The sequence below is a fragment of the Orenia metallireducens genome (genome assembly GCF_003001995.1).
Classification (GTDB): domain Bacteria; phylum Bacillota; class Halanaerobiia; order Halobacteroidales; family Halobacteroidaceae; genus Orenia; species Orenia metallireducens_B.
This window is the reverse complement of the sequence record NZ_PVNB01000004.1, coordinates 106594-130713: the sequence shown is the minus strand read 5'-3', so window position 1 is coordinate 130713 and position 24120 is coordinate 106594. Positions and strand designations below refer to the sequence as shown.

The following is a 24120-nucleotide window of genomic DNA, read 5'->3' as shown; positions in this document are numbered from 1 at the left end:
CTTTCCTACGCTTTATGATTGATAAAAGATCGTTGTTTTTGTCGGTCATAAGAATTGCCTTTTTTACCATAATTACCTTGTCGGGTATTATTGGTTAAAAGATTAAGAGTCATATTGGTCAGCTGTAATGAATTATTAATTAAACTCCCATTAAGCTGATTGATAATTCTTAGTTCTTCAACTAAGTCACTAATCTTACTTTGTAATTCTTTTAATTTATGATTATACTTTCCATTTATAGATTCAATTAAATCAGAAATGTTTCTATCCCCAACCAAGTTTTGACGAACTTTCTCTAATTTAATAATCCCTTCTAAAATCTTATTTTCATGGCCAACAATCTTTTCTAAACTTTCTATCTCTTCATTTATAATAACCTTTTGTTTTTTTTTACTCAATTCATACATCTTCTGATATAGCTGATACTCTTTATCTAAAATGTCTATTAGTTTTTCAACATTGATATCCTTCATAAAGAACACCCTTTCTAAACAAACTTATTGATAACTTGGTCCAACATCTTCTTAGCTATATCTTCGCCAGAGACATTATAATCTCCTTGTTTAACATCCCTTTTTAGCCTAGTAATTCTTTCCTCTCTCTCCTTAGAGGTAGCTTGCAATTTTCCTTTAAAATTCTGTAATTCTAAAGCCTCTTTTGATAAAGAAATTTGATCTCTTTTTCGGGTCTTGTCTGTTTTCTTTTCATTTTTAACTTGATTATTATTGTAATTTTTCATAATTTGAGATATCCTATTTTGATTAATCTTCATTCAATCACCTACTTTCCTATAAACTGAGATACCAATCAGAATTTTAAACTTAACCCTAAACTTAAAACTACTGTAATATTAAGATTAAATTTAGACTTAAACTTAAACTTTACACAATTAGTACTTATTTACTTTAGTTATCGCTAAATCAAACTATAAAATTAACCCTTCTTTTTGATAATAAAAAAGGGTTAAGGTAAATTAACCGACTATAGGTCAGTTTTTCTACCTTAACCCTCTAAATTCAGCCTATCTTCTTTTTTTGATTCTATCTCCTAAGAACATTTTATCATTATCCCTATCTCTTGAAGCTTGAGCCTTATCAGCATTTTTAACCTTCTCTATTCCAGATCTCAATTTATCACTACATGATTGGCAAAAACGCCCACTCTTGATAGGTGCTCCACAACGTTCACAATCTATAGTTATTTCAACACCATTTATTTGTAAAAATCTTCCCTCTTTTGCAAATTTCCTGATTATCTTCTCATCTACCCCTGTCTCCTCATGGAGTTGAGCTATAGTAGAGCCAGGATAATCCCATAAATAATCTTTTACAATTACAAATTGATCTTCTTCTTCTTGTAGACATTTAGGACATATCTTTGCACCAGCCACGGGAGCAAAGATCTTTTTACACCGCTTACACTTTTTTATTCCCATAATCTGACCTCCTTGAACGAAATTCTTTATATATATCTATAACTTCTTTAAATTTCGTCAAAATCCTCTTATGAGATTTACTTTCATAATAAATTTATAATAATTACAAACTTCTAAAACGACCTTCCCTAACAAACTTTCTAATTATATTTTTAGAGATTCCAGTTGCTTGATGTATCTCATCTATTGTTGCTTTAGAATTATCCCAAAGATAATCCTTAACTCTAATATATTTCTGTTCTTGTTCTTGATGGCATTTATCACATAATCCACTATTCTTTTTAATAAAAACTTTACCACAATTTTTACAATTTTTTAATTCCATACTCCCACTCCCTTAAACCAATCTAAGGCAACCTAGTTATTAAATTTCGCCTTAGGAGTTAAAATCCCTTTTTAAACTCAAATCTCTGCCTGAAACTAAAGTAATTATCTTGATAGAATCAGCTCCATTATCTAACAAAATACGAGCTAACTCATCAACTGTTGCTCCAGTTGTGTAGATATCATCAACTAACAATATCCTTTTGCCACCAATATTTACATCCTCTTTAATTATAAACTTATTCTTTAAGTTCTTTAATCTTTCCTTTCTCGATAACTTACTCTGCTTAACAGTATCTTCACCTCTTATAAATAAACACTCTACACCAATCTTTAGATTCTCACCTATTCTTTTGGCTAATAGAAAAGCTTGATTAAAACCTCTTTCAGCTAAGCGGTTTGGATGAACTGGTACATAGGTTATAATATCAAAATCTTTTATATTATAGAACCTATTGGTATAGTTACTCATTAAATCCCCTAGAGGTCCTGCTAAAGTTCTATACTTGCTGTATTTAAATAGCTTAATATACTCTTTTAAACCACTATCATAAAGTCCTACTGACCTAGACTGATCAAAATAATGATTAGCATGCTGACAATCATAGCATAAATCTTGACTTGACAAGATCAACTTTCCACACTTTAAACAATAATCCTCTTTAATAAATTCTATCTTAGTAATACACTTTTCGCAAAGATTAATTTCACCATGGCTAAACTCTCTGCCACAGACAGGGCAGTGTGGTAGTTCAGGGAAGATTAAATCTATTAATCCTTGATATAATTTAGCAAAGATAGTTTTCACCTTCTTTTTACAAATATATTGATTGATTTTTCAAGTGATAGTTTATGGGGGGTATTGGGGTACTTTAGTAATATCCCCCACCTAACCTCCCCCTTAAAAAGGGAGGAATAAAAAGAAGTTAAAGTCCTCTCCTTATCAGGGAGAGGATTTAGGAGAGGGTGGTTTACCCACACTCACACTCGACACAAAGCGTCGCACTATCTCTATATTACAACATTAAAATATCAACTGTTCACTGCTCTTAAGGTATCCTTTCTCTGCTGACTCTTCATTTAATAGCTGTATCTTCTCTCTCGCCTTTTCCATCTGATTACTAATACTCTCTCCCACAAACCAGACTTTACCTTGGGGATACTTTAATGATCTCCCAGAACGACCAGCCATCTGAATTAAGGTCTCTTCACTGAAGACATATTCCCAGTCAGCAAAAAGTACCATTACATTTGCCTTCTCAACTGTTACCCCTCTCTCCATAATAGTAGTTGAGACCAAAATCGGGTAATCCCCGGCTAGAAAGGCTTCTCTTTTTTCTTCTCGTTGTCTATCTTGAGAATGGCTTCCCTGCACCCAACTTTGACCATTAATATCAGGAAAATGCTTTGATAACTCTTGAGTAACGATCTCTACCAACTCCCTACTAGGAAGAAAGATAAAAACCTGATACAACTCTTGTTCTACTGATAGTTTAAGTTTCTCAATTACTATCTGGGGCAACTTTAGCTCTTTAGATTCTTTGTTGTACTCTATTTTGGCTTGAATAAACTCTGGTTCTGGCAGAGGATGACCATGATATCTAGCTGATAATTTAATCAACTTAGTATTATTAACTTCTAACTCTCTAAGCTCATCTTCACTAGGAGTAGCTGTCATATAGACGAGCTTTCCTTTTGATTTTTTAGCTTCATCTAAAGCCCTTTTAAGAGTATCACTGCCTTTATAAGGGAAAGCATCCATTTCATCTAAGATAATCAAATCAAAAGCCTGATAATACCTCAAAACCTGGTGGGTAGTAGCTACTATCAAGCTAGCAGATCGATACTTAAATTCACTACCACCATAAAGCGCTTTCACTTCAATCTCTGGAAAGGCTTCTCTTAAACGTTCAGCTAGCTCTATGACAACATCCTTTCTAGGAATAGCAAAGAGGACCTTCCCACCTCGACTGAGTATATCAGCAATCACTTCGAAGCTAACTTCAGTCTTTCCTGCTCCACAGACTGCCCAAACCAATGCTTGGCAATAATCCTCATATAAGAAATCTATCAATCTATCAGAAACATCCTGTTGTAAATTGGTCAAATTAAAGCGATAGCTAGGTTCAACGATATTAAAATTTTGAGAAGAGTTAACAGCAGGAATCAAATACAAAGCTCTACATAATCGAGATTCCCCCATTAGAATACATTCTTGGCAATAATAATCATGCTCTTGACAATAGTTACATTCTATCTCTACTAAATTTTCTCTATTTCCACAGCGTTGGCAGATTAACTTATCATCAATATACTTAAGCGAGGGTTTTACTTCTAATTTACCTAATAATCTAAGGTATTCCAATACTTTATCTAAATCATTAATAGTTAACCTATTTTGGCGCATTACTTGTCTAATTTCACTATAATAGAGCCTTCTACCTTGAATAAATTGATATACTTGCTTCCATTCTGTCTCTTTAGGGAGGAAGATTTTACGAATTTGACTTAGCTTCATCTCCTTTCCATCCAATTTATTCTTTATATCTAAGTTATGAAATATCTTCTTTAACTTGATTAGTTTCTCTTCAATAATCTTTCCTAAAGTATCAAACTCCCAAAAAAATAATAGGAATCTTGTTAGAATAAGGTCATTATCTAGTGCTTCTCCCTTCCGTTCATTGGGATTACTAATCTCTTGGAAGATATAATCAGCTAATCCCAAATTTAAAGGTTTATTTAGGTAAAAGACTCTACTATTATCTGTAGATATAACACCTCTATCTAAATAGAACTTAATATCTACTTCTGGATATTGAGAGAGCCCTATTATATACTTTCTATTATCAGCCAATAAATAAATTATCGCTCCTTTACCAGCCATGCTCCACCTCTTTTCCATATATTTACATATAGGTCATTATATCCTCGTTTGTTTTCTCTGTCAAATTATGGTTATATCTTAGTCGACAATTTATTATAATAACCTAATTGGAATTTTATATACTATTTATTTGAAATCAAGGGGTAACTATTATAGCCATTAAGGAGATCGATAATTAGTTTTTAATGATAATAATTTAGTCAAGAGATCAATCCAAATGGATATAAATTTGGCTGAATATAGGAAAGTTTAAGGAGAATGACTATCATATTTTTATATTTGCAAAAAAATAAAAGCTACCTATTAGGTAACTTTTATAAGTTAGAATTAGTACGTATCATATAACTCACTCTTTAATTTTTCTTTCAACTCATCAATCTTACGTCGGGCACGCTGCAATGCATTGTCTACCGTCTTGACACTACCATCAATTTCATCAGATATCTCCTTATAGGATTTGCCTTCTATGTATTTATTAAATACATCCCATTCTAATTGGGTTAACATCTGCTTTAGTTGATAGCTTACTTCTTTGACTAATTCCCGATTTACATAATTTTTCTCTGGGTCATTATGATGGTCTGGTAAGATATCTAATAGAGTCCGTCCTCTTCCTCCATCATCCTTAGAATAACTTATTTTCTTATCAATAGAGGTGGAATTATTAAGCGGCATATGCTTCTGACGATTAGCTGTTTTAATCGCTGAAATAAGCTGTCGATTAACACATAAGTGAGCAAAACCACGAAAAGATGCTTCTCTTTTTACCTTATAATCTCTGATTGCTTTATATAATCCTACCAATCCTTCTTGAATAACATCATCATTATCTAGCCCTTTAATATAAAATAATTTTGACTTAGCATAAACAATATCAATATTATTATTGATTAGATACTTTTCAGCAAGCTTGTCTCCATTCTGTGCTAAAATAATTAGTTCATGCTCAGACATCTGATTATATTTATTACAGGCTTTACTCATCCTATCCCCACCTTATTTGGATGTTTTAACGTTGGTCCATAATAAACACAAATAATTATACCATATTATAGTTAGCTAGTCAAAGTGTAGTTGGATGATATGAGATTAAGACTAAGTTTAAGATTAAGTATATAACAGACTCAGACTTATGCTCATACTTAAACTTAGACTAGCTTTGATAATAAGGTATTGAGGTTACCACCACTAGCAAGGTAAATAACAAAGACCAGAATTACCACCATAAGTACAAGTACGCCATACTCCATTAAATTGAAATTATTATTTTCCATAACTATCTTCCTCCATAAATACTAGGATATCAGTGTAAATGCGAGTAAAAGCACAATACTATTCACCCATACTAAGATTAAAAAAAGGCAGATAGACTGACCTATCTGCCTAAGATAAGAATTAATATTAATTCCTATCTCTCTTCTGATATTTTGTATGAAGTAGATGATGGGAGTGTCCACCTAAAGGCTCTCCTAAATAATCATCATATAGTTTTTTAATCATTGGATTTTCATGAGACTTTCTGATACTATCAGATTCATCAATACTTCTTAATCCTAAAGCACGTTTTTGTTTAATCTCTTTACTTGTTGGAAGAGGTTGACCTCCACCTCCAACACATCCATTAGGGCAAGCCATAACTTCAATAAAGTGATACTTACTATTTCCTGCACGTACTTCATCTAATAATTTAGATGCATTAGCTAAACCATTAGCGATAGCTACATTAACTGTTTGACCAGCAACCTCTAATGAAGCTTCTTGAATTCCTTCAAATCCTAAACCAAGTCTTCCTAAAGGTTCTCCATCTAACTCTTCTTTAACAGTTCTTAATGCTGCTTCAGTTACTCCACCAGTAGTTCCAAAGATAGTACCTGCACCAGTATGAGCACCTAACATTTCATCATACTTTTCATCTGCTAAAGTCTCAAATTTAATACCCATCTCTTTAATCATGCGAGCTAATTCACGAGTAGTCAATACAGCATCTGTATCTCCAACTAACTCCTCACGATCTTTTTCAAACTTCTTAGCTGTACAAGGCATGATTGCAACTGTATAGATATCTTTAGCATCAATTTCAGATTCTTCTGCATAATAACTTTTAGAAATAGCAGAGAACATAGACATTGGAGACTTAGCACTTGATAAATGACTGATTAAATCTGGGTAGTTATGCTCACAGAACTTAACCCAACCAGGACAACAAGAAGTAATATGCGGTAAATTCTTCTCACCTTTAAACCTCTGAATAAACTCATTTCCTTCTTCCATAATTGTTAAATCAGCTGCAAAATCTGTAGTAAATACTTTATCAAAACCTAACCTTCTTAAAGCTGCAGCCATCTGACCAGTTACTACTGTACCAGGCTCCATACCAAACTCTTCACCAAGACTAGATTGGATAGATGGAGCAGTTTGTACTACAACATGCTTAGTATCATCTTCTAAAGCAGCCCATACCTTATCAACTTCACTGATTTCAGTAATTGCAGCAGTAGGACAAACAGTAGCACATTGTCCACAGTTAGCACAGTTTACTTCACTTTGTGGTAAATCAAATCCTGTACTTACAATAGAATTAAAGCCACGCTCTGTAAATTCTAAAGCAGATACTCCTTGTACCTCTTCACATACTCTTACACAACGCCCACAAAGAATACATTTATTTGGTTCACGCTTTAAAGATGGTCCACTAGCATCTACAGGTAAGTCTCTCTTTTCACCTTCAAAGTCAACTCTAGTAATTCCTAAATCATGAGTAATATCTTGTAATTCACAGCTTCCGTTTCTGTCACATCCTAAACAATCGTTAGGGTGGTTAGCCAATAATAGCTCTACATTTGTTTTTCTCGCAACTCTTGCTTTAGAACTATTAGTACTGATCTCCATTCCGTTATTAACTGGAGCTACACAAGATGCTAATAGCCTTCCACTCTTTACATCTTCTACAACACAAACACGACAAGAACCATGTAAAGATAAATCAGGATGGTAACAAAGAGTTGGAATTTCGATTCCTAACTCACGAGCAGCTTCTAGCAAAGTAGCTCCTTGTTGAACTTCGACTTGCTGACCATCTATTGTCAAAGTAATGGTATCCATTCTTTAGTCACTCCTTCTTAATTTCTTGATTTCTTATTCAATTATGCTTGAGAAATTGCATCAAACTTACACTTGCTTACACAAGCTCCACAAGAGATACATTTATCTAAATCGATTACATGAGCTTCTTTAACATTACCTTCAATTGCATCAACTGGACAGACTCTAGCACAAGCTGTACACCCAATACAAGCATCTTCATCTATTACATAGCCCTTTAGCATATCCTCACAAGCTCCAGCAGGACAAATTTCATCATAAATGTGAGCTTCATACTCATGACGGAAATATTTCAACGTACTTAATACTGGATTAGGAGCAGTTTGACCTAGTCCACATAAAGAAGTAGATTTGATATTCTCTGCTAATCTTTCTAACATTTCAATATCTCCATCTTTACCTTCACCAGAAGTAATTCTATTAAGAATTTCTAACATACGTTTTGTACCTTCACGACATGGAGTACACTTACCACAAGACTCACTTTGAGTAAAGTTTAGGAAGAATCTAGCCACATCAACCATACAAGTACTATCATCCATTACTACTAGTCCACCAGATCCCATCATTGCTCCAACTTCAATTAATGAGTCATAATCAACTGGTAAATCTAATAATTCCTCTGGCAAACATCCACCAGAAGGTCCACCGATTTGAACAGCCTTGAATTTGTTACCATCAGAGATTCCTCCACCAATATCATAGATAATCTCTTTCATAGTAATACCCATTGGCACTTCAGCAAGACCAGTGTTATTAATCTTACCAGTTAAAGCAAATACCTTAGTACCTTTACTTCCTTCAGTACCAATTGCTTTATAAGCCTCTGCACCATCTCTAATAATGTTTGGCACATTTGCATAACTCTCTACATTATTGATGTTAGATGGTTTACCCCATAAACCTTGTTCCGCTGGGAATGGTGGTCTTGGACGAGGCATACCACGCTTACCTTCAATTGAATTCATTAATGCAGTCTCTTCACCACATACGAAAGCACCTGCACCTGCTTTAATGTGTAAATCAAAATTAAAGTCTGTACCAAAGATATTTTCTCCTAATAATCCGTACTCTCTAGCATCATCAAGAGCTTTTTGTAAACGTTCAATAGCCAATGGATACTCTGCACGCACATAAACATATCCTTCGTCAGCACCAGTAGCATAAGCACCAATCATCATACCTTCAATAATTCTATGAGGATCTCCCTCTAATAAACTTCTATCCATAAATGCACCTGGGTCACCCTCATCGGCATTACAGATAACATATTTCTTGTCACTTTTAGCTCCAGCAGCAAATTGCCATTTTAGTCCTGTAGGGAATCCTCCACCACCACGACCTCTTAAACCTGCGTCTTTAACCTCTTCGATAACCCCTTCTGGAGTCATTTCAGTTAAAGCTTTACCGATAGCTTCATATCCACCAGTAGCAATATATTCTTCAATACTTTCTGGATCCATATGACCACAATTTCCTAAAACTAATCTCTGTTGTTTTTTATAAAAATCAATTTCCTCATAAGAAGGAATACTCTTTTTACTATTTGGTTCAGTATATAATAATCGCTCTACAGTTCTTCCCTTTAAGATATGCTCCTCTACCAATTCAGGCATATCCTCTGGAGTCAGTTCACAATAGAATACTCCTTCAGGATACATAATCATAATAGGTCCCTTTTCACAGAAACCATGACAACCAGTCTCTACTATTTTAATTTCACTAGTCAAATCATGTTTAGCTAACTCATCTTTTAAAGCATCTTGAGCCTGTTTACAACCAGAAGAAACACAACCTGTTCCTCCACAGACCAGAATATGCGATCTATAAATTGATTGTTCCATTATCCTTTTACCTCCTTGATAACTTGGAATTGATTAGTCTTCTAATTTAGCAACAGCTAAATCCTCTACAACCTTACCGTTAACTATATGCTCAACAACAATTTTACTTACATCATCTGTAGTTAAATTGCCATAAGTTATTCTATCTTTACCTGGCATTTGAACATCTAATAATGGTTCCTTTTCACACATTCCAATACAGCCAGTTTGTGTTACAATTACATCTAAATTACGCTTGTTTATCTCTGCCATAACAGCCTTTAAAATCTCTCTTGCACCTGCAGCAATTCCACAAGTACCCATACCTATAATTACTTTTGGCTTATTACTAGTCTTTCTAGCCTGTATATCCTTTTGAGCCTTCTCTCTTAACTTTCTTAATTCTTCTAATGATTTCATCAATTATTCACCTCCGCAAGTCTTCTAAACCTTCAGTTAGGTAACCTTCTAGCCAAGACAATATTTCAGGAAGATTAATCTGAACATCTTCAAGTTCATCTTTAATTATCCTTGTATCAAAAATAAACTCATTATCATTAATTAGATGCCTATACAGTAGATCAAGGTCTGGATTCACCGATAAAATAGTAATTATAGTACCTACGATATCACCCAAAGGAGCTCTATCAATATGACTATATTTAAAATCAACAGTAATTACCGTCCCTTCTTTTAAGGTTGACTCAAGCTTCAAATCACCTTCACACTGCCTAGCAGCTTGTTGGAATAAGGATAAACCCAATCCAACCTTTCTTGTGGTCCGAGAAGTTACAAAGGGATTTAAGACTCTCTTTTGTAACTCTTGACTCATCCCACAGCCATCATCAGTAATCTCAATTAATAATCTATCATTTTTGACATCTTCATTGATTAATAGCTGAACCAACTTTGCTTCTGCTCTAATAGAATTTTGGATGATATCCAAAATATGCAAAGACAACTCTCTCATAGTCTTAAGCTTTATATTTATCTAAAATAGCTGGAATCTTATCAGGTGTTAAACGACCATGAGTATCATCATTAATCATAATAACTGGAGCTAAACCACAAGCACCAATACAAGCTACTGATTCTAAAGTGAATTTAAGATCTTCAGTAGTCTCTCCATCATCTACACCCAATTCCTCTTTTATCTTGTTTAATACTTGACCACCACCACGTACATGGCAAGCAGTTCCCAGACATACACGGATAATATTCTCTCCGCGTGGCTCTAGATGGAATTGCGAATAGAAAGTTACTACACCATAAACTTGACTTAAGGAAAGATTTAATGCATTAGCAATCTCCTTAATAACCTCTTCTGGTAAGTAACCATACTCATCTTGAGCTTTTTGTAATACAGGAATTAAATCCTTTTGCTTTCCTTCATATCCTTCTAAGATAGTTTTTAATGGAGCTAAATACTTCTCTTTACTCTCTGCAGAATTTCCACATTGGCATTGACCCATTGTATTTCGCTACCTCCTTTAGTATAATTTACAACTTAATAATGTGATATATATTACAGTAATTATAACTCATATGAGTTATAATCATTTTAAAACTTAATGATAATAATAATCAAAACCAGAAATGTGAATTATATCACATTTCTAACTTACGAATTTAATTATACCGTGTCCCTCAATATAATGTCAAAATTGATATTGCTTTAACAAACTGAGCTAAGTTAAGTAATCACTGAGGTTAACAAGGTTTATTTTACTTTAATTGATAATGATTTTCATTATTTTTTGCAAATGAAGATAGCTGGTTGATATTTAATTAACAATCATATGATCTATACTTCCATTATATGCGTAATTAATCCAAAAAAGAAAAAAAGAGAGATTAAATCTCCCTTAGTACCTTTTTAATATCTCTTCTATAATATTGGTTGTAGATGCACCTTTTATCTCCGATACCAATTCGATCTTCCCTCCATAGCTTGCTACTACTTTAGCTTCTGGCAACTCTTCTATCTGATAATCCCCACCTTTAATATAAATATCAGGCTTTAAGATAGAGATCGTCTGATTAGCCGTCTTTTCTGAAAAGATAGTTACATAATCAACTATTGCAAGATTTGCTAACATTTCTGCTCTCTCCATTTCAGGAATAATCGGTCTTTTCTCCCCCTTTAACAGTCGAACTGATGAATCACTATTTAGAGCAACTACTAATAAATTTCCTCTAGCTTTAGCTTCTGCTAAATAACGGGTATGTCCTACATGAAGGATATCAAAACAACCATTAGTAAAGACAATATTCTTTCCTTCTACCCTCTTCTCTTCTAAAATATTCTTTAATTCATCTCGTGGATAGATCTTCTCTGTAATCTTCATTGGGCATCACCGATAATCTCAGCTAATTCTTCCCGATTGGTGGTAGCAACACCAGATTTCTTGACTACAATTCCAGCAGCATAATTTGATATCTTCATAGCTTCTACCATTCCTGCACCACTTGCTAAAGCTAAGGTTAGAGTAGCTATTACTGTATCACCAGCACCAGTAACATCAAAAACTTCGGTATAGTTTGAAGCTGGAATATGGGTTGTTCCATTATCAGTAAAGACTTGCATCCCTTCTCCACCTAAAGTTACCAGCATTGCTTTAGATCCTAAAGCTTTCTTTAACTTCCAGCCAGCCTTTTCAATATCATTAGCTGATTTCAATTTAAAGCCTACTGCCTTTTCTGTCTCCTCTTTGTTTGGTGTAGCAATGGTAATTCCTTTAAAACTCATCAATTCATACCTAGAGTCAACAGCTATAATTTTATTATGCTTATTAGCAATAGCAACTACCTCTGCTTTGATCCTATCAGTAAAAACACCATTACCATAATCTGATAAGATTAGCGCATCAATCTCAGTGATAACCTCTTCTACATAACTAATCAATTTATCTTCAATCTCTTTAGAGATATCATGGGTCTCTAGCTTGTCTACTCTTACCATCTGTTGTTTTACAGTCTGACCTCCACCAGCTAAGATTCGAGTCTTAACCGAGGTTGGTCTAGAATTATCAACAATCAGACCATCAGTTATCATTCCATCTGCTTTTAAATTATTGACCAACTTTTCCCCTACTATATCATCGCCAATTACCCCTGCTAAATAGACTTGTCCATCTAAAGCAGCCACATTATTGGCAGCATTAGTACCTCCACCAGGTAATATTTTGTGACCAGTATGCCTTAATATCAGAACAGGAGCTTCACGAGACAAACGCTCTGGTTGCCCAATAATAAATTCATCAGCAATCATGTCTCCTAATACCAAAATATTCTGTTCTTCAAAGGAAGGTAAATAATCAGTTAATTTAGCCATTAATCTTCCCTCGCTTCAAGATCCATTAGTATCCACTCAACAGCATCAAATAAGTCTTCAGCTACATAATCAGGCTCTACCTTCCAATCATCCTGTGCATTCTGATAATCTCCAATTCCATAACCAGTCAAAACTAAAATACCTTTAGCTCCTACTCGATGAGCCACCTCAACATCACTGATCTTATCACCAATCATGTAAGATCTCTCTAAATCAATGCCAAACTCTTCTTTTCCCTGCAATAACATTCCAGGCTCTGGTTTGCGACAGTTACATTCTTTTTTAAACTTACCTTCTCCTACCCGAGGATGATGGTGGCAATAATAGATTGCATCTAAATAAGCACCTTCTGCTTCCAATAAATCTTCTAATTTATTATGAACTTGTCCAATCATCTCTTCTTTGAAATAGCCTCTAGCAACACCTGCTTGATTTGTTGCCAAGATTGCTTTAATTCCAGACTGATTTAATTTCTTAATTGCTAAACCAGTTCTTGGAAGTAATTCATATCTATGAGGATGATTTACATAACCAATCTCTTTACTTACTGTTCCATCTCTATCCATAAATACTGCTACATTACTTAAATCCATTTAAGCTAAACCCCTCTTCCTTAAAAATAATATCTAGTTCCAATATTTAAACCTTCAGTATCTTCTTGTCCTGAAAATTTTCTGTGTCCAACCTCTAAGTAAATATTATCAGTTAGCCTATAATCAAAGCCTAACATATAGCCCAAATAACTCTTGTCCTTTTTTAATAAAACATCTATTCCCAAATTCAAATCTAAAAGTTTATTCTCACTTTTAGAATATAAGATACCAATTCTAGGATAACCATCTTCAAAATCAGTATGGTAGCCTAAAACAGCACTTACATCATAATCAGAATTGTCTATAAGGTTAAATTTAGTATTAACATCTAGTATATCATTTTCATTTTCATCATCATCATCACCAATATAAGTATATATTCCCTCAATACCAAAGTTTGTAGAGATTCCAAACTCTGTTTCTAAGTTTAAAGCTCTAATCTCTCCATCTAAGACCTGCATTCCATAGGCTAAAGAAGAATCTCCTTTATCTACCTCAGCTTGTGACATAGCATTTACAGTACTGCTATTAAAGCTAGCTAAAAAGCAGAATATCAGCAATGGCATGATTATTATATTTTTTGTTTTCACTATTAGCCCTCCTTAGTTATAGATTACCCTATTTATCTTAAAGTTATCATTATGTATCAAATCTATCTCTTTGATATCTTGTATCTTATTACCATGCTCATCTTCAATGATTCTGACAATAGGTCGAGATAAATCCTCTTTATTAACATCTACTACTATACCAACTTGATTATTATCCAGCTCTACCATAGCTCCTACTGGAAAGACAGCTACATGCTTAAGTAAAGCATCTACACATTCAGGGCTTAATTTGATACCTTTTAATTCATTAATAATCTTTAAAGCCTCGTGGGGCATTAGTTTACGTTTATAAACTCTATCACTAGTTAAAGCATCATAAATATCAGCTACTGTAACTATCTGAGCCCAGTTGCTAATCTCTTCACCTTTAAGCCCTCTTGGGTAACCAGAGCCATCGATATATTCATGATGCTGATAAGCAATGTGAGCGGAGAGGATACTTATTCCTGCTACTTCTCTAATAATATGATAGCCATAGGTTGAATGTTGTTTAACCTCTTCATATTCTTCTTCTGTTAACTTACCTGGTTTCATAATTATATCTTTATCTACTTTAGTTTTACCTACATCATGTAAAAAGGCTCCTATTGCTATCTTCTTAACCTCTTCTCTAGTATAGTTAAAATGCAATGACATTAAGATTGATAGTATTGTTACACCTACAGAGTGCTGGAAAGTATAACTATCATAAGTTCTAATATCATTTAAGTGTATAACTACATGATTTTGTAGAAGAATCTCATCTAAAATACTATCTACTGCTTGATTGACCTTAGCAAGATCAATTTCTGAGCCTAACTTAATAGACTCCATAGTATTTTTTACTACTTTGATCGCTTCTAATCTTGTCTTATCAGAGATAGGCTCTGGAGCCTTTATATCTGGAAAATTATCATCCATGATATAAATTTCAGGTATATTCATCTTCTTTAATCTCTCAATATAATTAGACTTTAAAGCCATGCCTGCACCAAGTAATAATTGTCCTGATTCATTATATATTGTTTTTGCTAGTTTCATTCCTTCTTCTAATTTATCAATTGGAATCGGCTTCATATTATCCCACCATTTCCTCAATTATTCTAGCTTTATAGCTAACACCTCTATATTGATGTTACCCACTTAATCACTAGTTAATAAGATATACCAACTACAGCATTATAAAGTTCAATCACAAAATATTCCTTAAATAACTTCTTTTCATTATAACATATTTGAATCAACAATTCATTTTCAACTTTAAATTTATTATAAGTTTATGATTATAACTTGAAATATCAATATTAATAATAATAGATAATAGCTCAATTATTCAGAATAGATTCTACTTCAATCTAATTATTCTTCACCGAATTTATTATTAATAATCTCAATAATCTTAGCTAAAGCCAATTCTTCATCCTTACCATCAGCTTTGATAATAATCTCTTCCCCATAGCCAATAGCTAAAGACATAACACTTATTATACTTTTTAGATTAGCTTCTCGGTTTTCATGGATAATTTGAAGATCACAATTAAATTTATTAGCTGCATCTATTAATAATGAAGCAGGTCTTGCATGTAAGCCAGTCTTATTTTGAATAGTAATTTTTTGAGTTAACATTCTATCACCTCTTAAACTATAATTTTTTTATTATTTCTATATTCAATGAGTAAATCCCTTTTAAATTTTAATTTTCCACTGTATTAATCAATCATCTTAATCAATAAATAAGCTAACTTCTTTAGGAATTATCAGCTCATAATGAAGATTAAATTCCTTCTTATTTTAAGAGATAAGTATATTGAAAATTTAAATTAATATAGCTATCTATATTATCACTTTTTATTTATATTATTATTTCAGCTTTATAAATATGTTATTAATTTTTGACAAATTATCTTATTTTAATAAAATAATTTGATTAAATAATACAACTCTCTTATTCTCTAATTTAATAGCTATGATCAATATAAAAAAGAAAAAAAGAGTTGCTTAAGCAACTCTTCCAGTTAACTTTGATCTGCAAGTTGTTAAATAGTTATTTTGCCTATTTAGAATAAATTTATCTTTAAACTAAATTCTATAACCATGGTAATACTTGAATAATCCCTGAATATATAGGATTATATTCAATGATACTTCTACCTCTGTAGTTTTCAAATAATTTCCCACTACACTTCTGGCAATATTCTTGTGAAGAGCTATTGATCTCCCCACAATACCTACATTTTATCTTCATACTATTCCCCTCCTTGTATACTTATAAACTTATAAGGTTATATGACCTGTTATAGTATATTCAAGGAGCATTAAAATGTTCTAACCTTTTATTTCAATATCAGGAATATAGTAAACACTATAGATAAGCAAGTCTAAAGTGAAAATTAATGGGGATGTTGCGACAGTTTTTCAAATGAATAACGCAGAATTAAAAGGTCTTAAAGTAGGGTCTGGTCGCGACCAGACCCTACAAAAAGATTAACATTTTATAAAATAATGAAAGTGTCGCAATATCTCTATATAATGTCATATTTAAATCTAATTCTAAAGTTAAAGGAGATAGCAAATTAAAAAGCACCTCTGCCCAATTTGGGTAAAGGTGCTTTTTAGGCAATAATCCATATGCCATTATATCCAATTATAATTTAACTACATTAGCAGCTTGAGGTCCTCTATCTCCCTCAGTAATTTCAAATTCTACTTCTTGTCCTTCTTCTAAAGTTTTAAATCCTTCATCTTGGATAGATGAAAAATGTACAAATACATCATCTCCAGCTTCTCTTTCGATAAATCCATAACCTTTTGCTCCATCAAACCACTTAACTGTTCCTCTTTCCATAAAACTAAACTCCTCCTATTTCTTAACTATTAATTGATTTCATTATAACATACCAAGAAAATTTTAGCAAAATTCTTTTGTATATTATTACCTGTTAGCTTCATACAGATAATTTCTCTTACTAATAATATTTAAAAGTAGCCAATCTGTTCAAACCACTTAAATTATTAGATAAGAGCTATAATCATACAATACCCCTATAATCTAAATTTGGCTTACTAAGTAATTTAGCTGAGTTAATATAATACGCGTATTATGATGTTGAGTGTGAAGCTAACCGTATTCCCAATTATAGTATATCAAATTATAAAGATTTAATTCTAAAATAAAGATTTTTCTAATAATTATTTTATCGTTATTAGATTATAGTAATTAATAGCTTCTGATCTAAATCGAATATTTCCATTCAGTTTCTCTTATTAGAATTGCAACCACCTCTTCTAGATACTTCTGGTCTACTTTATCAAATCTATCTTTAATTGGGCTATCTATATCTAAAACACCTTTTATTTGATTATCAATGATGATTGGTACTACAACCTCTGAACTAGAAGCTGCATCACAGGCGATATGTCCAGGGAAATCATGAACATCTTTAACTACTAAAGTCTCTCTCTTTTCGATAGCACTACCACATACCCCTTTACCTTTAGCTATTCTAACACAAGCAGATTTTCCTTGAAATGGTCCCAATACCAACTGATCTTCTTTCCATAAATAGAAGCCTGCCCAATTGACTTCTTCCAAGTTATTATATAGTACTGCTGATATATTAGCTAAATTAGCCATTAAATCACTCTCAGCTGAGGTTAAACCTTTTACTTGCAAGATTATGTTTTGATAAATTTCTTCTTTATTCATATTTATTAGCTCCTTTTACTTGTAATTATTATTTCTTTATGCCAGTGAATTTTAATATGGATGATGATAGCTAATGGGTATATTGCGACACTTTTACTTTGCTGGTTAGGAGTTAGAGATTTAGGTAGTTAGGCAGTTCCTAAACACCTACCCACCTGTCTACCTAATAACCAAAGTGCCTTAACCTCTCTATTAACAATCACTTTTTCAAATTATATTAGTCCAAATCTATACTATTAAGGATATCTCTTAAGCTCTTTAACTCCTCTTTGCTTAAAGTAATACCCTTCCCCATCTTCTCATGGTCAGGAGCCCAATCTCTTAAATCATACTTTGGAGCTCTACCATTCCAACTGATAAGATTTAGCTCTTTAATCCATCCTTTAGGTGATTCTGAAATTTCTCCTACCTTTTCAATGATTTCATACTTTATATTTGCCATTAATATCCTCCTTATTTTCTGATTATAATTAACAAAATCCCTGCCCATTTAACTAAAAAATATATTTTTCAATAAGTAAAAGGTATCCTTTAAAGAATACCTTTTGCATTTCATTATTTTTCTATATCATTTTTATTATTCCTTCAAATTAGATGAGTTTTATTATAAAAACGAGCATATAATGGTCTACCTAACACCAATATAGATAACTTAATACCAAACTATGATCTTTCGACCATAATCAAGCAGATCATCACCTATACTGATGAGTCGTCCAACCATAGATAGTACCTACACAGCTATACCTAACCTCTCGGCTAAATACAACCATTTTAGCACTACCTATAATCTTAGCTCGACCCTATATAATCAGTTGCAATCCCATTATAATCAGAATAACCGACTATAATGAAACCTTTCCTGACCATATAGAATCTTCCCTCCGACTAGATACCAGCCAGTTTATGACCAGTATATAATCTTTGGTCGACCTATATAGACCCCCATAAAGGAGCAGATATAGATCTTAGCTGAACCATTATATACCCGCTAATATTATTTTATCCCTTCTTGAATTATTTATGTTACTAGTTATTGGCATTATTCATTACTGTGATTTAGCGATTTAATCTAAATAACTTCAGCTCTTCTCTGCCCTTACCTAAACATAAATCTGTTAATAACTGTCCACCTAAAAGAGCATATAGTATCCCATTTGAACCATATCCTAAATTAAAATAACAGTTAGGCATCTGTTCATATCCCCCTATATATGGTAGACCATCTTTGGTAGTTGCAAAGATTCCACTGAATTTATAATCTACTTCTATATCCTTAATCTCTGGAAAATATAATTTTAACTTATTAAATAAAATCTCATACTTCTGTTTAGATACAAGGTCATTATTAGAAAGATTAGACATTTTACTACTCTCTTTACCCACCCCTTCATCTTCACCCCCGAAGATAATCCGACCTTCTCCTGTTGTTCTGAGATAATTATAGGCATGCTTATTATCACGGATTATACAGGTATTATACCATCCACTAAAATCATTTACTGGCTTAGTTACGATAGTAAAAGTTCTAGAAAAAGTAGCTATCTTCTTATTAAAATACTTCTTAGCTTCATATCCAGTAGCAATTATGACTTTTTTTGCTTTGATATTAAAGTTATTGGTAGTCTGTAGCATTACATAATTTTCTTGAGGTAGAATACTATCTATTTCGGTATTTTCAAAAACAGTTAATCCCTGTTCTAAACTCTGTCTAATTAGTGCATGGGTAAATCTATAGGGATCAATCTGAGCTGCCCCCTTTCTGGAATAGATTCCTCCTTCTATTGGTAAGGTAAACCGACTCTTTGCCTGCTCTCTATCAAGAAACTCTACATCAAATTCATGCTTCTTTCTTAAATGATATTCCTTCTTTAAAGCAGAAACTTCTGATGGATTATCTGTGTAATACAGGCATTCCTTTAATTCAAAATCAGATTTATCATCTAATCTCCCTATAATTTTCTCTATATCATATACAGCTTGTTCACAGAGTTTGAAGGCATTAACAGCATTCTCCTCTCCAACCATAGCACTTAAACCATTTAAATCTGTATCAATCTCATATTGTAAGATTGAAGTTGAAGCTCTAGTACTACCATAGCCAATCCGATTTTTCTCCACTATAACGGTATTAATCCCTGCTTTTGTTAGATAATAAGCTGTAATTGCTCCCGTTATTCCACCACCTATTATCAAGACATCACACTCTATATGATTATTCAAATAGCTATATTGCTCATTAATCCTATCTACACTTGTCCAAAGCATATCCCCTGCCACTAATTTCATATTATTTCCTCCAATTTACTATAATGATCTACCATTATTATTTTTGATTTTTTCAAGGGGATTATACTAATTTTATTTATATAATAGCTAACAAAAAATAAAAGAGCATTCTTTACTGTGAAGTAAAGAATGCTCTTTGTTAAGTAATAATCTATATATTACTGCTTCCGCATAATATCCAATTATAACTTAGTTACGTTTGCTGCTTGAGGACCTCTGTCTCCCTCTACGATATCAAACTCTACAGCTTGACCTTCGTCTAGAGATTTGAATCCGTCACCTTCGATAGCTGAGAAATGTACGAATACGTCATTTCCGCCTTCTTGCTCGATAAATCCATAACCTTTTTCTGCATTAAACCATTTTACTGTACCTTTGTTCATAAAAAATAATTCCTCCTATTTATCGCCTTGTTAGGCCTTAATGACTTAATTATAGCATATAATACTAGTGTCGTCAAAGAAAATTTAGAAATAAATTAAAAAAAATCAGTTATTACCCTTTGAATAACCTTGCTACTGTCTCGACATGCCCTGTATGTGGAAACATATCTACACACTTAACCTGCTCTATCTTATATCCTGCATCTTGAAATTCCTTTAAATTTGGTGCTAGAGTTTTAGGATTACAGGAGACATAAACCATCTCCTCACAACCAAAGTTGATTATCTTAGGCAAAGCTTTAGGGTGAATTCCTGCACGAGGTGGATCAATAATAATTAGATCAGGCTTCTGCTCTAACTCATCAATCTTCTCTAACACATCCCCTGCAATAAAACGGCAATTATCCAATCCATTCAACTGAGCATTCTCTTTAGCCATCTCTACAGCTTCCTCTACTAACTCAATTCCTACTACCTCTTTGGCTTTAGCTGCTACAACCTGTCCAATAGTTCCTGTTCCACAGTATAAGTCATAAACTAATTTATCATCAGCATCGTCTAAAAATTCTTTAACTACAGAGTATAACTTCTCTGCTCCAAAGGTATTTGGCTGGAAGAAGGAGAAAGGTTTCACCTTAAACTTTAACCCTAATAACTCTTCATAGTAATAATCTCTACCATAATGAACAATTAACTTATCACATTTAACAGCATCAGAGAAGTCATCATTGATAGTCTGTAAAAATCCAACTAACTCTCCTTTATAGTCTAAATTCTGTAGCTTTTCACTTAATTCAATCATATCATGATCTATCTGTGATGTGGTTACAAGATTGATTAGAATCTCACCGGTATTCAAGCCTTTTCTGACGACTAAGTGGCGCAAATATCCTTCTCTACTTTGAACATGATACTTCTTAAAGCCTTTCTCTCTAAAGTAATCTAGAACCGCTGTTAAAATTATTCTAAAATCATTATCTATCAATAAACAATTATCTACACTGATAATATCAAAACGCCTTGCTCTAGGATGCATTCCTAATTGAAGCTCCCCATCCCGTTCTAAATCTCCAAAACTGAACTCCATCTTATTTCTGTATTCAAAGATACTAGGACTAGGCTCAATTCCTAAAAATTCATAATTCTCTATTCCATTTTGATCAAGTAGCTTCTGGACTTGTTTAGCTTTATTATCAATTTGTAATTCATACTCGATACTCTGCTGACTACATCCCCCACACTCTCCATAATGGGGGCATTTTGCTTCTATCTCCAAAGGTGAGCTCTCTAATACCTCTAATAATTTTCCTTTATAATGGTTACTTCTCTTTCTAGCAAGAAAGGTCTTAACCTTCTGTCCTGGTAAGGCATTTTTAACCCTAATCTCATGCCCATCTACATAAGCAACACCTGTATTAGGAAAGACAGTGTCCTCTATTGTGACCTCTAATACTGCTCTTTTTTTGACTTTAGCCATAGTTATTTCTCCTTTCAAACTTCTTATAAATTAATTTATATAGGATATCTCAAATAAGACTATGGAATGATATTAGGACACTTTGGTTGTGGTTTACACGCAGAATTGTTTTTTAACTCGTAGGAGGTAGATAGGTGAGGAGGTGGTTAGAAACTGTCTAACTACCTAACCCTCCAACTCCCAACCATCAAAGTAAAAAGTGTCACTTTATCTCCATTAAATTTCACTTTGTAACTGTACACTGTCAACTATCAACTGTCAACTCTTTTTATCAATGCTACACTCTCAATATGATAAGTTTGTGGGAACATATCTACAGGTTGAATCTCTACAGTCTTGTAGCCATGTTCATCTAAATACTTCAAATCCCTTGCTAAGCTACTTGGATTACAGGAGACATAAACTATTCTCTCAGGACTCATCTCTACAAAGCTCTTGAGAACATCCTCATGGCACCCCTTACGTGGTGGGTCTACTATAATTACCTCAGGGATAAAGTCTTTCTTAAGTTCGGGTAAGACCTCTCTCATCTTACCTGCTTGGAAATGACAATTCTCTATTTCATTCAACTGAGCATTCTCTTTAGCCGCTTCAATCGCCTCTTCTATAATCTCTATCCCATAAACCTCTTTAGCTTGATCTGCGACATAAAGGGTAATTGATCCCAATCCACAATAAGCATCAATTACCTTCTCCTGACCAGTTAGCCCGGCATAATCTACAGCTTGGTCATATAATACCTTAGCTTGTAAGGTATTGACTTGGAAAAAGGACAGTGGTGAGATCTTATACTTGACCTTACCTATGTAATCAAAGATATGGTCTTGACCTGCAAAAGTCTTAGTTAACTTACCTAAGACTACATTAGTTCTTTTAGGGTTGATATTATGCTGTACACTGACTAACTCAGGAATCTCAGTCATCAATCTCTCAGCCATCTCTCTTCCCTCAGGAAACTTATTATCCTTAGTTACAAAGATTAGCATAGCTTGATTGGTACAGACCCCTACTCTAATTACTAGATGCCTCATCAAACCCTCATGTGCTTTCTCATCATAAATACTTATTCCATACTCTTCAATCAAATTAATAGCCTCTCTAGATATTCGATTGATTAAAGGGTGTTGAATTCCACAATCATTGATATCAACAATATCATGGCTTCCTGGGGCATAAAAACCTGTGATCACCTTATTATCACTATCTAATCCTAAAGGAAACTGGGCTTTATTACGATAAAAGAAGGGATTGTCCATTCCTTTTACAGGATTGACCTTAATGTCTTGCAATTTCCCTATCCTCTCAATATTATCCCTGACTATCTCCCTTTTATGCTCTAATTGGGCTTGATAATTTATATGCTGAATCTGACAGCCACCACAATTTTGGCTAAAGGGGCAGGATGGAGTAATTCTATGCTCTGACTTATCAATAACCTCTAATATCTCCCCTCTCCCATAACTCTTCTTGACTTGAGTTATCTTCACTTTAACTTTCTCTTTTGGAACACCCTTAGGAACAAAGATAGCAAAACCATCAATTCTTCCGACAACATCGCCTCCATGGGCTAAACTCTCTAATTCAATAGTTACTATATCTCCAATATTTACTGGTCTTTTAGCCATTAATCTCGCTCCTTAATAAAATTATTATTATATTTTCTTGATCTTAAGCATATACATTATTAGGTCAATTAAATTTATGGTTATAAGATCATATAAACCACTAACATTGATAGCATTAGCTAAGTTTTTAGCTATGATTCTATTTTCTATATAAAAAAGAACTTACCTGCTTAAAGGAGTGATAAAATGCTCAGAAAAGAAACTATAGACAATATCGAGAAACTCATTCAAGAATTGACTTGGGAAAGAAAGAAGAGCAAAGACACTAAAGAAAAGTTTAAACTAAATGCAAGAATAGAGCAATTAAGGCTATTAAAATGTCTTCAAAACAAATAACATTGTAAAGAATTTTAGGGTTTATTTATTCTTTTGCAAATTAATTGTAGCTAAAAAACAGATAGTGTTGTAATTTATCTGTTGCTTTAAAACCTCTTCACCGTTATAATAGTATAAATACAAATAAAAGGTAAATAATAAAAAAGGGGCGATGAAATATAATCTCTAACTGGTCACCTGGATTATATGGAGCTAATGGTGAACCCACCCTATATTTCT

At 33.2% G+C, this 24120-nt stretch carries 27 protein-coding genes and 1 riboswitch; of the genes, 1 reads left to right on the top strand and 26 read right to left on the bottom strand.

What is annotated here, in order from left to right:
• Positions 1–5: 5 nt before the first annotated feature.
• From BX659_RS04255 to rlmD (BX659_RS04135), 26 genes are all read right to left on the bottom strand, one after another.
• Positions 6–473, bottom strand: a complete 468-nt coding sequence (locus BX659_RS04255) for a flagellar protein FlgN (RefSeq protein WP_097017058.1) — start codon at positions 471–473, stop codon at positions 6–8.
• A 14-nt stretch (positions 474–487) separates the two neighbouring features.
• Positions 488–772: a flagellar biosynthesis anti-sigma factor FlgM gene (gene flgM, locus BX659_RS04250; RefSeq protein ID WP_097017059.1), complete on the bottom strand. Its 285-nt coding sequence runs from the start codon at positions 770–772 to the stop codon at positions 488–490.
• Between the two features lie 249 nt (positions 773–1021).
• Positions 1022–1435, bottom strand: a complete 414-nt coding sequence (locus BX659_RS04245; protein ID WP_097017060.1) for a flagellar protein — start codon at positions 1433–1435, stop codon at positions 1022–1024.
• Positions 1436–1538: 103 nt separating this feature from the next.
• Positions 1539–1760: a hypothetical protein gene (locus tag BX659_RS04240; protein WP_097017061.1), complete on the bottom strand. Its 222-nt coding sequence runs from the start codon at positions 1758–1760 to the stop codon at positions 1539–1541.
• A gap of 51 nt (positions 1761–1811) precedes the next feature.
• Positions 1812–2567, bottom strand: a complete 756-nt coding sequence (locus tag BX659_RS04235; RefSeq protein WP_097017062.1) for a ComF family protein — start codon at positions 2565–2567, stop codon at positions 1812–1814.
• A gap of 216 nt (positions 2568–2783) precedes the next feature.
• Entirely contained in the window at positions 2784–4643 is a 1860-nt protein-coding gene (locus tag BX659_RS04230) for a DEAD/DEAH box helicase (RefSeq protein ID WP_106231640.1), read from the bottom strand.
• Between the two features lie 327 nt (positions 4644–4970).
• Positions 4971–5627: an RNA polymerase sporulation sigma factor SigH gene (gene sigH, locus BX659_RS04225; RefSeq protein WP_106231638.1), complete on the bottom strand. Its 657-nt coding sequence runs from the start codon at positions 5625–5627 to the stop codon at positions 4971–4973.
• 417 nt (positions 5628–6044) lie between these two features.
• Positions 6045–7745: an NADH-dependent [FeFe] hydrogenase, group A6 gene (locus BX659_RS04220; RefSeq protein WP_106231636.1), complete on the bottom strand. Its 1701-nt coding sequence runs from the start codon at positions 7743–7745 to the stop codon at positions 6045–6047.
• A 41-nt stretch (positions 7746–7786) separates the two neighbouring features.
• Positions 7787–9589, bottom strand: a complete 1803-nt coding sequence (gene nuoF, locus BX659_RS04215; protein ID WP_106231634.1) for an NADH-quinone oxidoreductase subunit NuoF — start codon at positions 9587–9589, stop codon at positions 7787–7789.
• A 33-nt stretch (positions 9590–9622) separates the two neighbouring features.
• Positions 9623–9988 (bottom strand): (2Fe-2S) ferredoxin domain-containing protein, encoded by a 366-nt coding sequence (locus tag BX659_RS04210; RefSeq protein WP_106231632.1) that lies wholly within the window; start codon positions 9986–9988, stop codon positions 9623–9625.
• Positions 9989–9995: 7 nt separating this feature from the next.
• Positions 9996–10538 carry an ATP-binding protein gene (locus BX659_RS04205; protein ID WP_106231630.1) on the bottom strand — a complete coding sequence of 181 codons (543 nt, stop codon included), beginning with the start codon at positions 10536–10538 and terminating at the stop codon, positions 9996–9998.
• A 4-nt stretch (positions 10539–10542) separates the two neighbouring features.
• Positions 10543–11040, bottom strand: a complete 498-nt coding sequence (gene nuoE, locus BX659_RS04200) for an NADH-quinone oxidoreductase subunit NuoE (protein ID WP_106231629.1) — start codon at positions 11038–11040, stop codon at positions 10543–10545.
• A 393-nt stretch (positions 11041–11433) separates the two neighbouring features.
• Positions 11434–11916, bottom strand: coding sequence for a D-glycero-beta-D-manno-heptose 1-phosphate adenylyltransferase (rfaE2, locus tag BX659_RS04195; RefSeq protein WP_097017070.1), 483 nt, complete (start codon positions 11914–11916; stop codon positions 11434–11436).
• The gene (locus BX659_RS04190) at positions 11913–12902 is read right to left on the bottom strand and encodes a bifunctional heptose 7-phosphate kinase/heptose 1-phosphate adenyltransferase (RefSeq protein WP_097017071.1); all 990 of its coding nucleotides are present in this window, start codon (positions 12900–12902) and stop codon (positions 11913–11915) included. Before BX659_RS04190 ends, rfaE2 begins: the two co-directional genes overlap by 4 nt.
• Positions 12902–13495 (bottom strand): D-glycero-alpha-D-manno-heptose-1,7-bisphosphate 7-phosphatase, encoded by a 594-nt coding sequence (locus tag BX659_RS04185; protein ID WP_097017072.1) that lies wholly within the window; start codon positions 13493–13495, stop codon positions 12902–12904. The genes BX659_RS04190 and BX659_RS04185 overlap by 1 nt, the downstream gene beginning before the upstream one ends.
• 20 nt (positions 13496–13515) lie before the next feature.
• Positions 13516–14085 carry an outer membrane beta-barrel protein gene (locus BX659_RS04180; protein WP_097017073.1) on the bottom strand — a complete coding sequence of 190 codons (570 nt, stop codon included), beginning with the start codon at positions 14083–14085 and terminating at the stop codon, positions 13516–13518.
• A 12-nt stretch (positions 14086–14097) separates the two neighbouring features.
• Positions 14098–15183, bottom strand: coding sequence for an HD-GYP domain-containing protein (locus tag BX659_RS04175; RefSeq protein ID WP_258176101.1), 1086 nt, complete (start codon positions 15181–15183; stop codon positions 14098–14100).
• Between the two features lie 261 nt (positions 15184–15444).
• The gene (locus BX659_RS04170) at positions 15445–15711 is read right to left on the bottom strand and encodes an HPr family phosphocarrier protein (RefSeq protein ID WP_097017075.1); all 267 of its coding nucleotides are present in this window, start codon (positions 15709–15711) and stop codon (positions 15445–15447) included.
• A 460-nt stretch (positions 15712–16171) separates the two neighbouring features.
• Positions 16172–16330 carry a hypothetical protein gene (locus BX659_RS18945; RefSeq protein WP_172431842.1) on the bottom strand — a complete coding sequence of 53 codons (159 nt, stop codon included), beginning with the start codon at positions 16328–16330 and terminating at the stop codon, positions 16172–16174.
• Positions 16331–16729: 399 nt separating this feature from the next.
• Positions 16730–16930 carry a cold-shock protein gene (locus tag BX659_RS04165; RefSeq protein WP_068715624.1) on the bottom strand — a complete coding sequence of 67 codons (201 nt, stop codon included), beginning with the start codon at positions 16928–16930 and terminating at the stop codon, positions 16730–16732.
• A gap of 387 nt (positions 16931–17317) precedes the next feature.
• Positions 17318–17791 carry a GAF domain-containing protein gene (locus tag BX659_RS04160; protein WP_097017076.1) on the bottom strand — a complete coding sequence of 158 codons (474 nt, stop codon included), beginning with the start codon at positions 17789–17791 and terminating at the stop codon, positions 17318–17320.
• Between the two features lie 217 nt (positions 17792–18008).
• Positions 18009–18233, bottom strand: coding sequence for a YdbC family protein (locus BX659_RS04155; RefSeq protein ID WP_097017077.1), 225 nt, complete (start codon positions 18231–18233; stop codon positions 18009–18011).
• A gap of 617 nt (positions 18234–18850) precedes the next feature.
• The gene (locus BX659_RS04150; protein WP_106231627.1) at positions 18851–20080 is read right to left on the bottom strand and encodes an NAD(P)/FAD-dependent oxidoreductase; all 1230 of its coding nucleotides are present in this window, start codon (positions 20078–20080) and stop codon (positions 18851–18853) included.
• A gap of 182 nt (positions 20081–20262) precedes the next feature.
• Positions 20263–20463: a cold-shock protein gene (locus tag BX659_RS04145; RefSeq protein WP_097017079.1), complete on the bottom strand. Its 201-nt coding sequence runs from the start codon at positions 20461–20463 to the stop codon at positions 20263–20265.
• Positions 20464–20575: 112 nt separating this feature from the next.
• Complete coding sequence (gene rlmD, locus BX659_RS04140; RefSeq protein ID WP_097017080.1) at positions 20576–21940, bottom strand: 23S rRNA (uracil(1939)-C(5))-methyltransferase RlmD; 1365 nt, start codon at positions 21938–21940, stop codon at positions 20576–20578.
• A gap of 251 nt (positions 21941–22191) precedes the next feature.
• Entirely contained in the window at positions 22192–23565 is a 1374-nt protein-coding gene (rlmD, locus tag BX659_RS04135; protein WP_097017081.1) for a 23S rRNA (uracil(1939)-C(5))-methyltransferase RlmD, read from the bottom strand.
• 186 nt (positions 23566–23751) lie between these two features.
• On the opposite strand from rlmD (BX659_RS04135), the gene BX659_RS18940 reads away from it, so the two are divergent.
• Entirely contained in the window at positions 23752–23901 is a 150-nt protein-coding gene (locus BX659_RS18940; RefSeq protein WP_172431843.1) for a hypothetical protein, read from the top strand.
• A gap of 136 nt (positions 23902–24037) precedes the next feature.
• Positions 24038–24120: riboswitch (cyclic di-GMP riboswitch) on the top strand.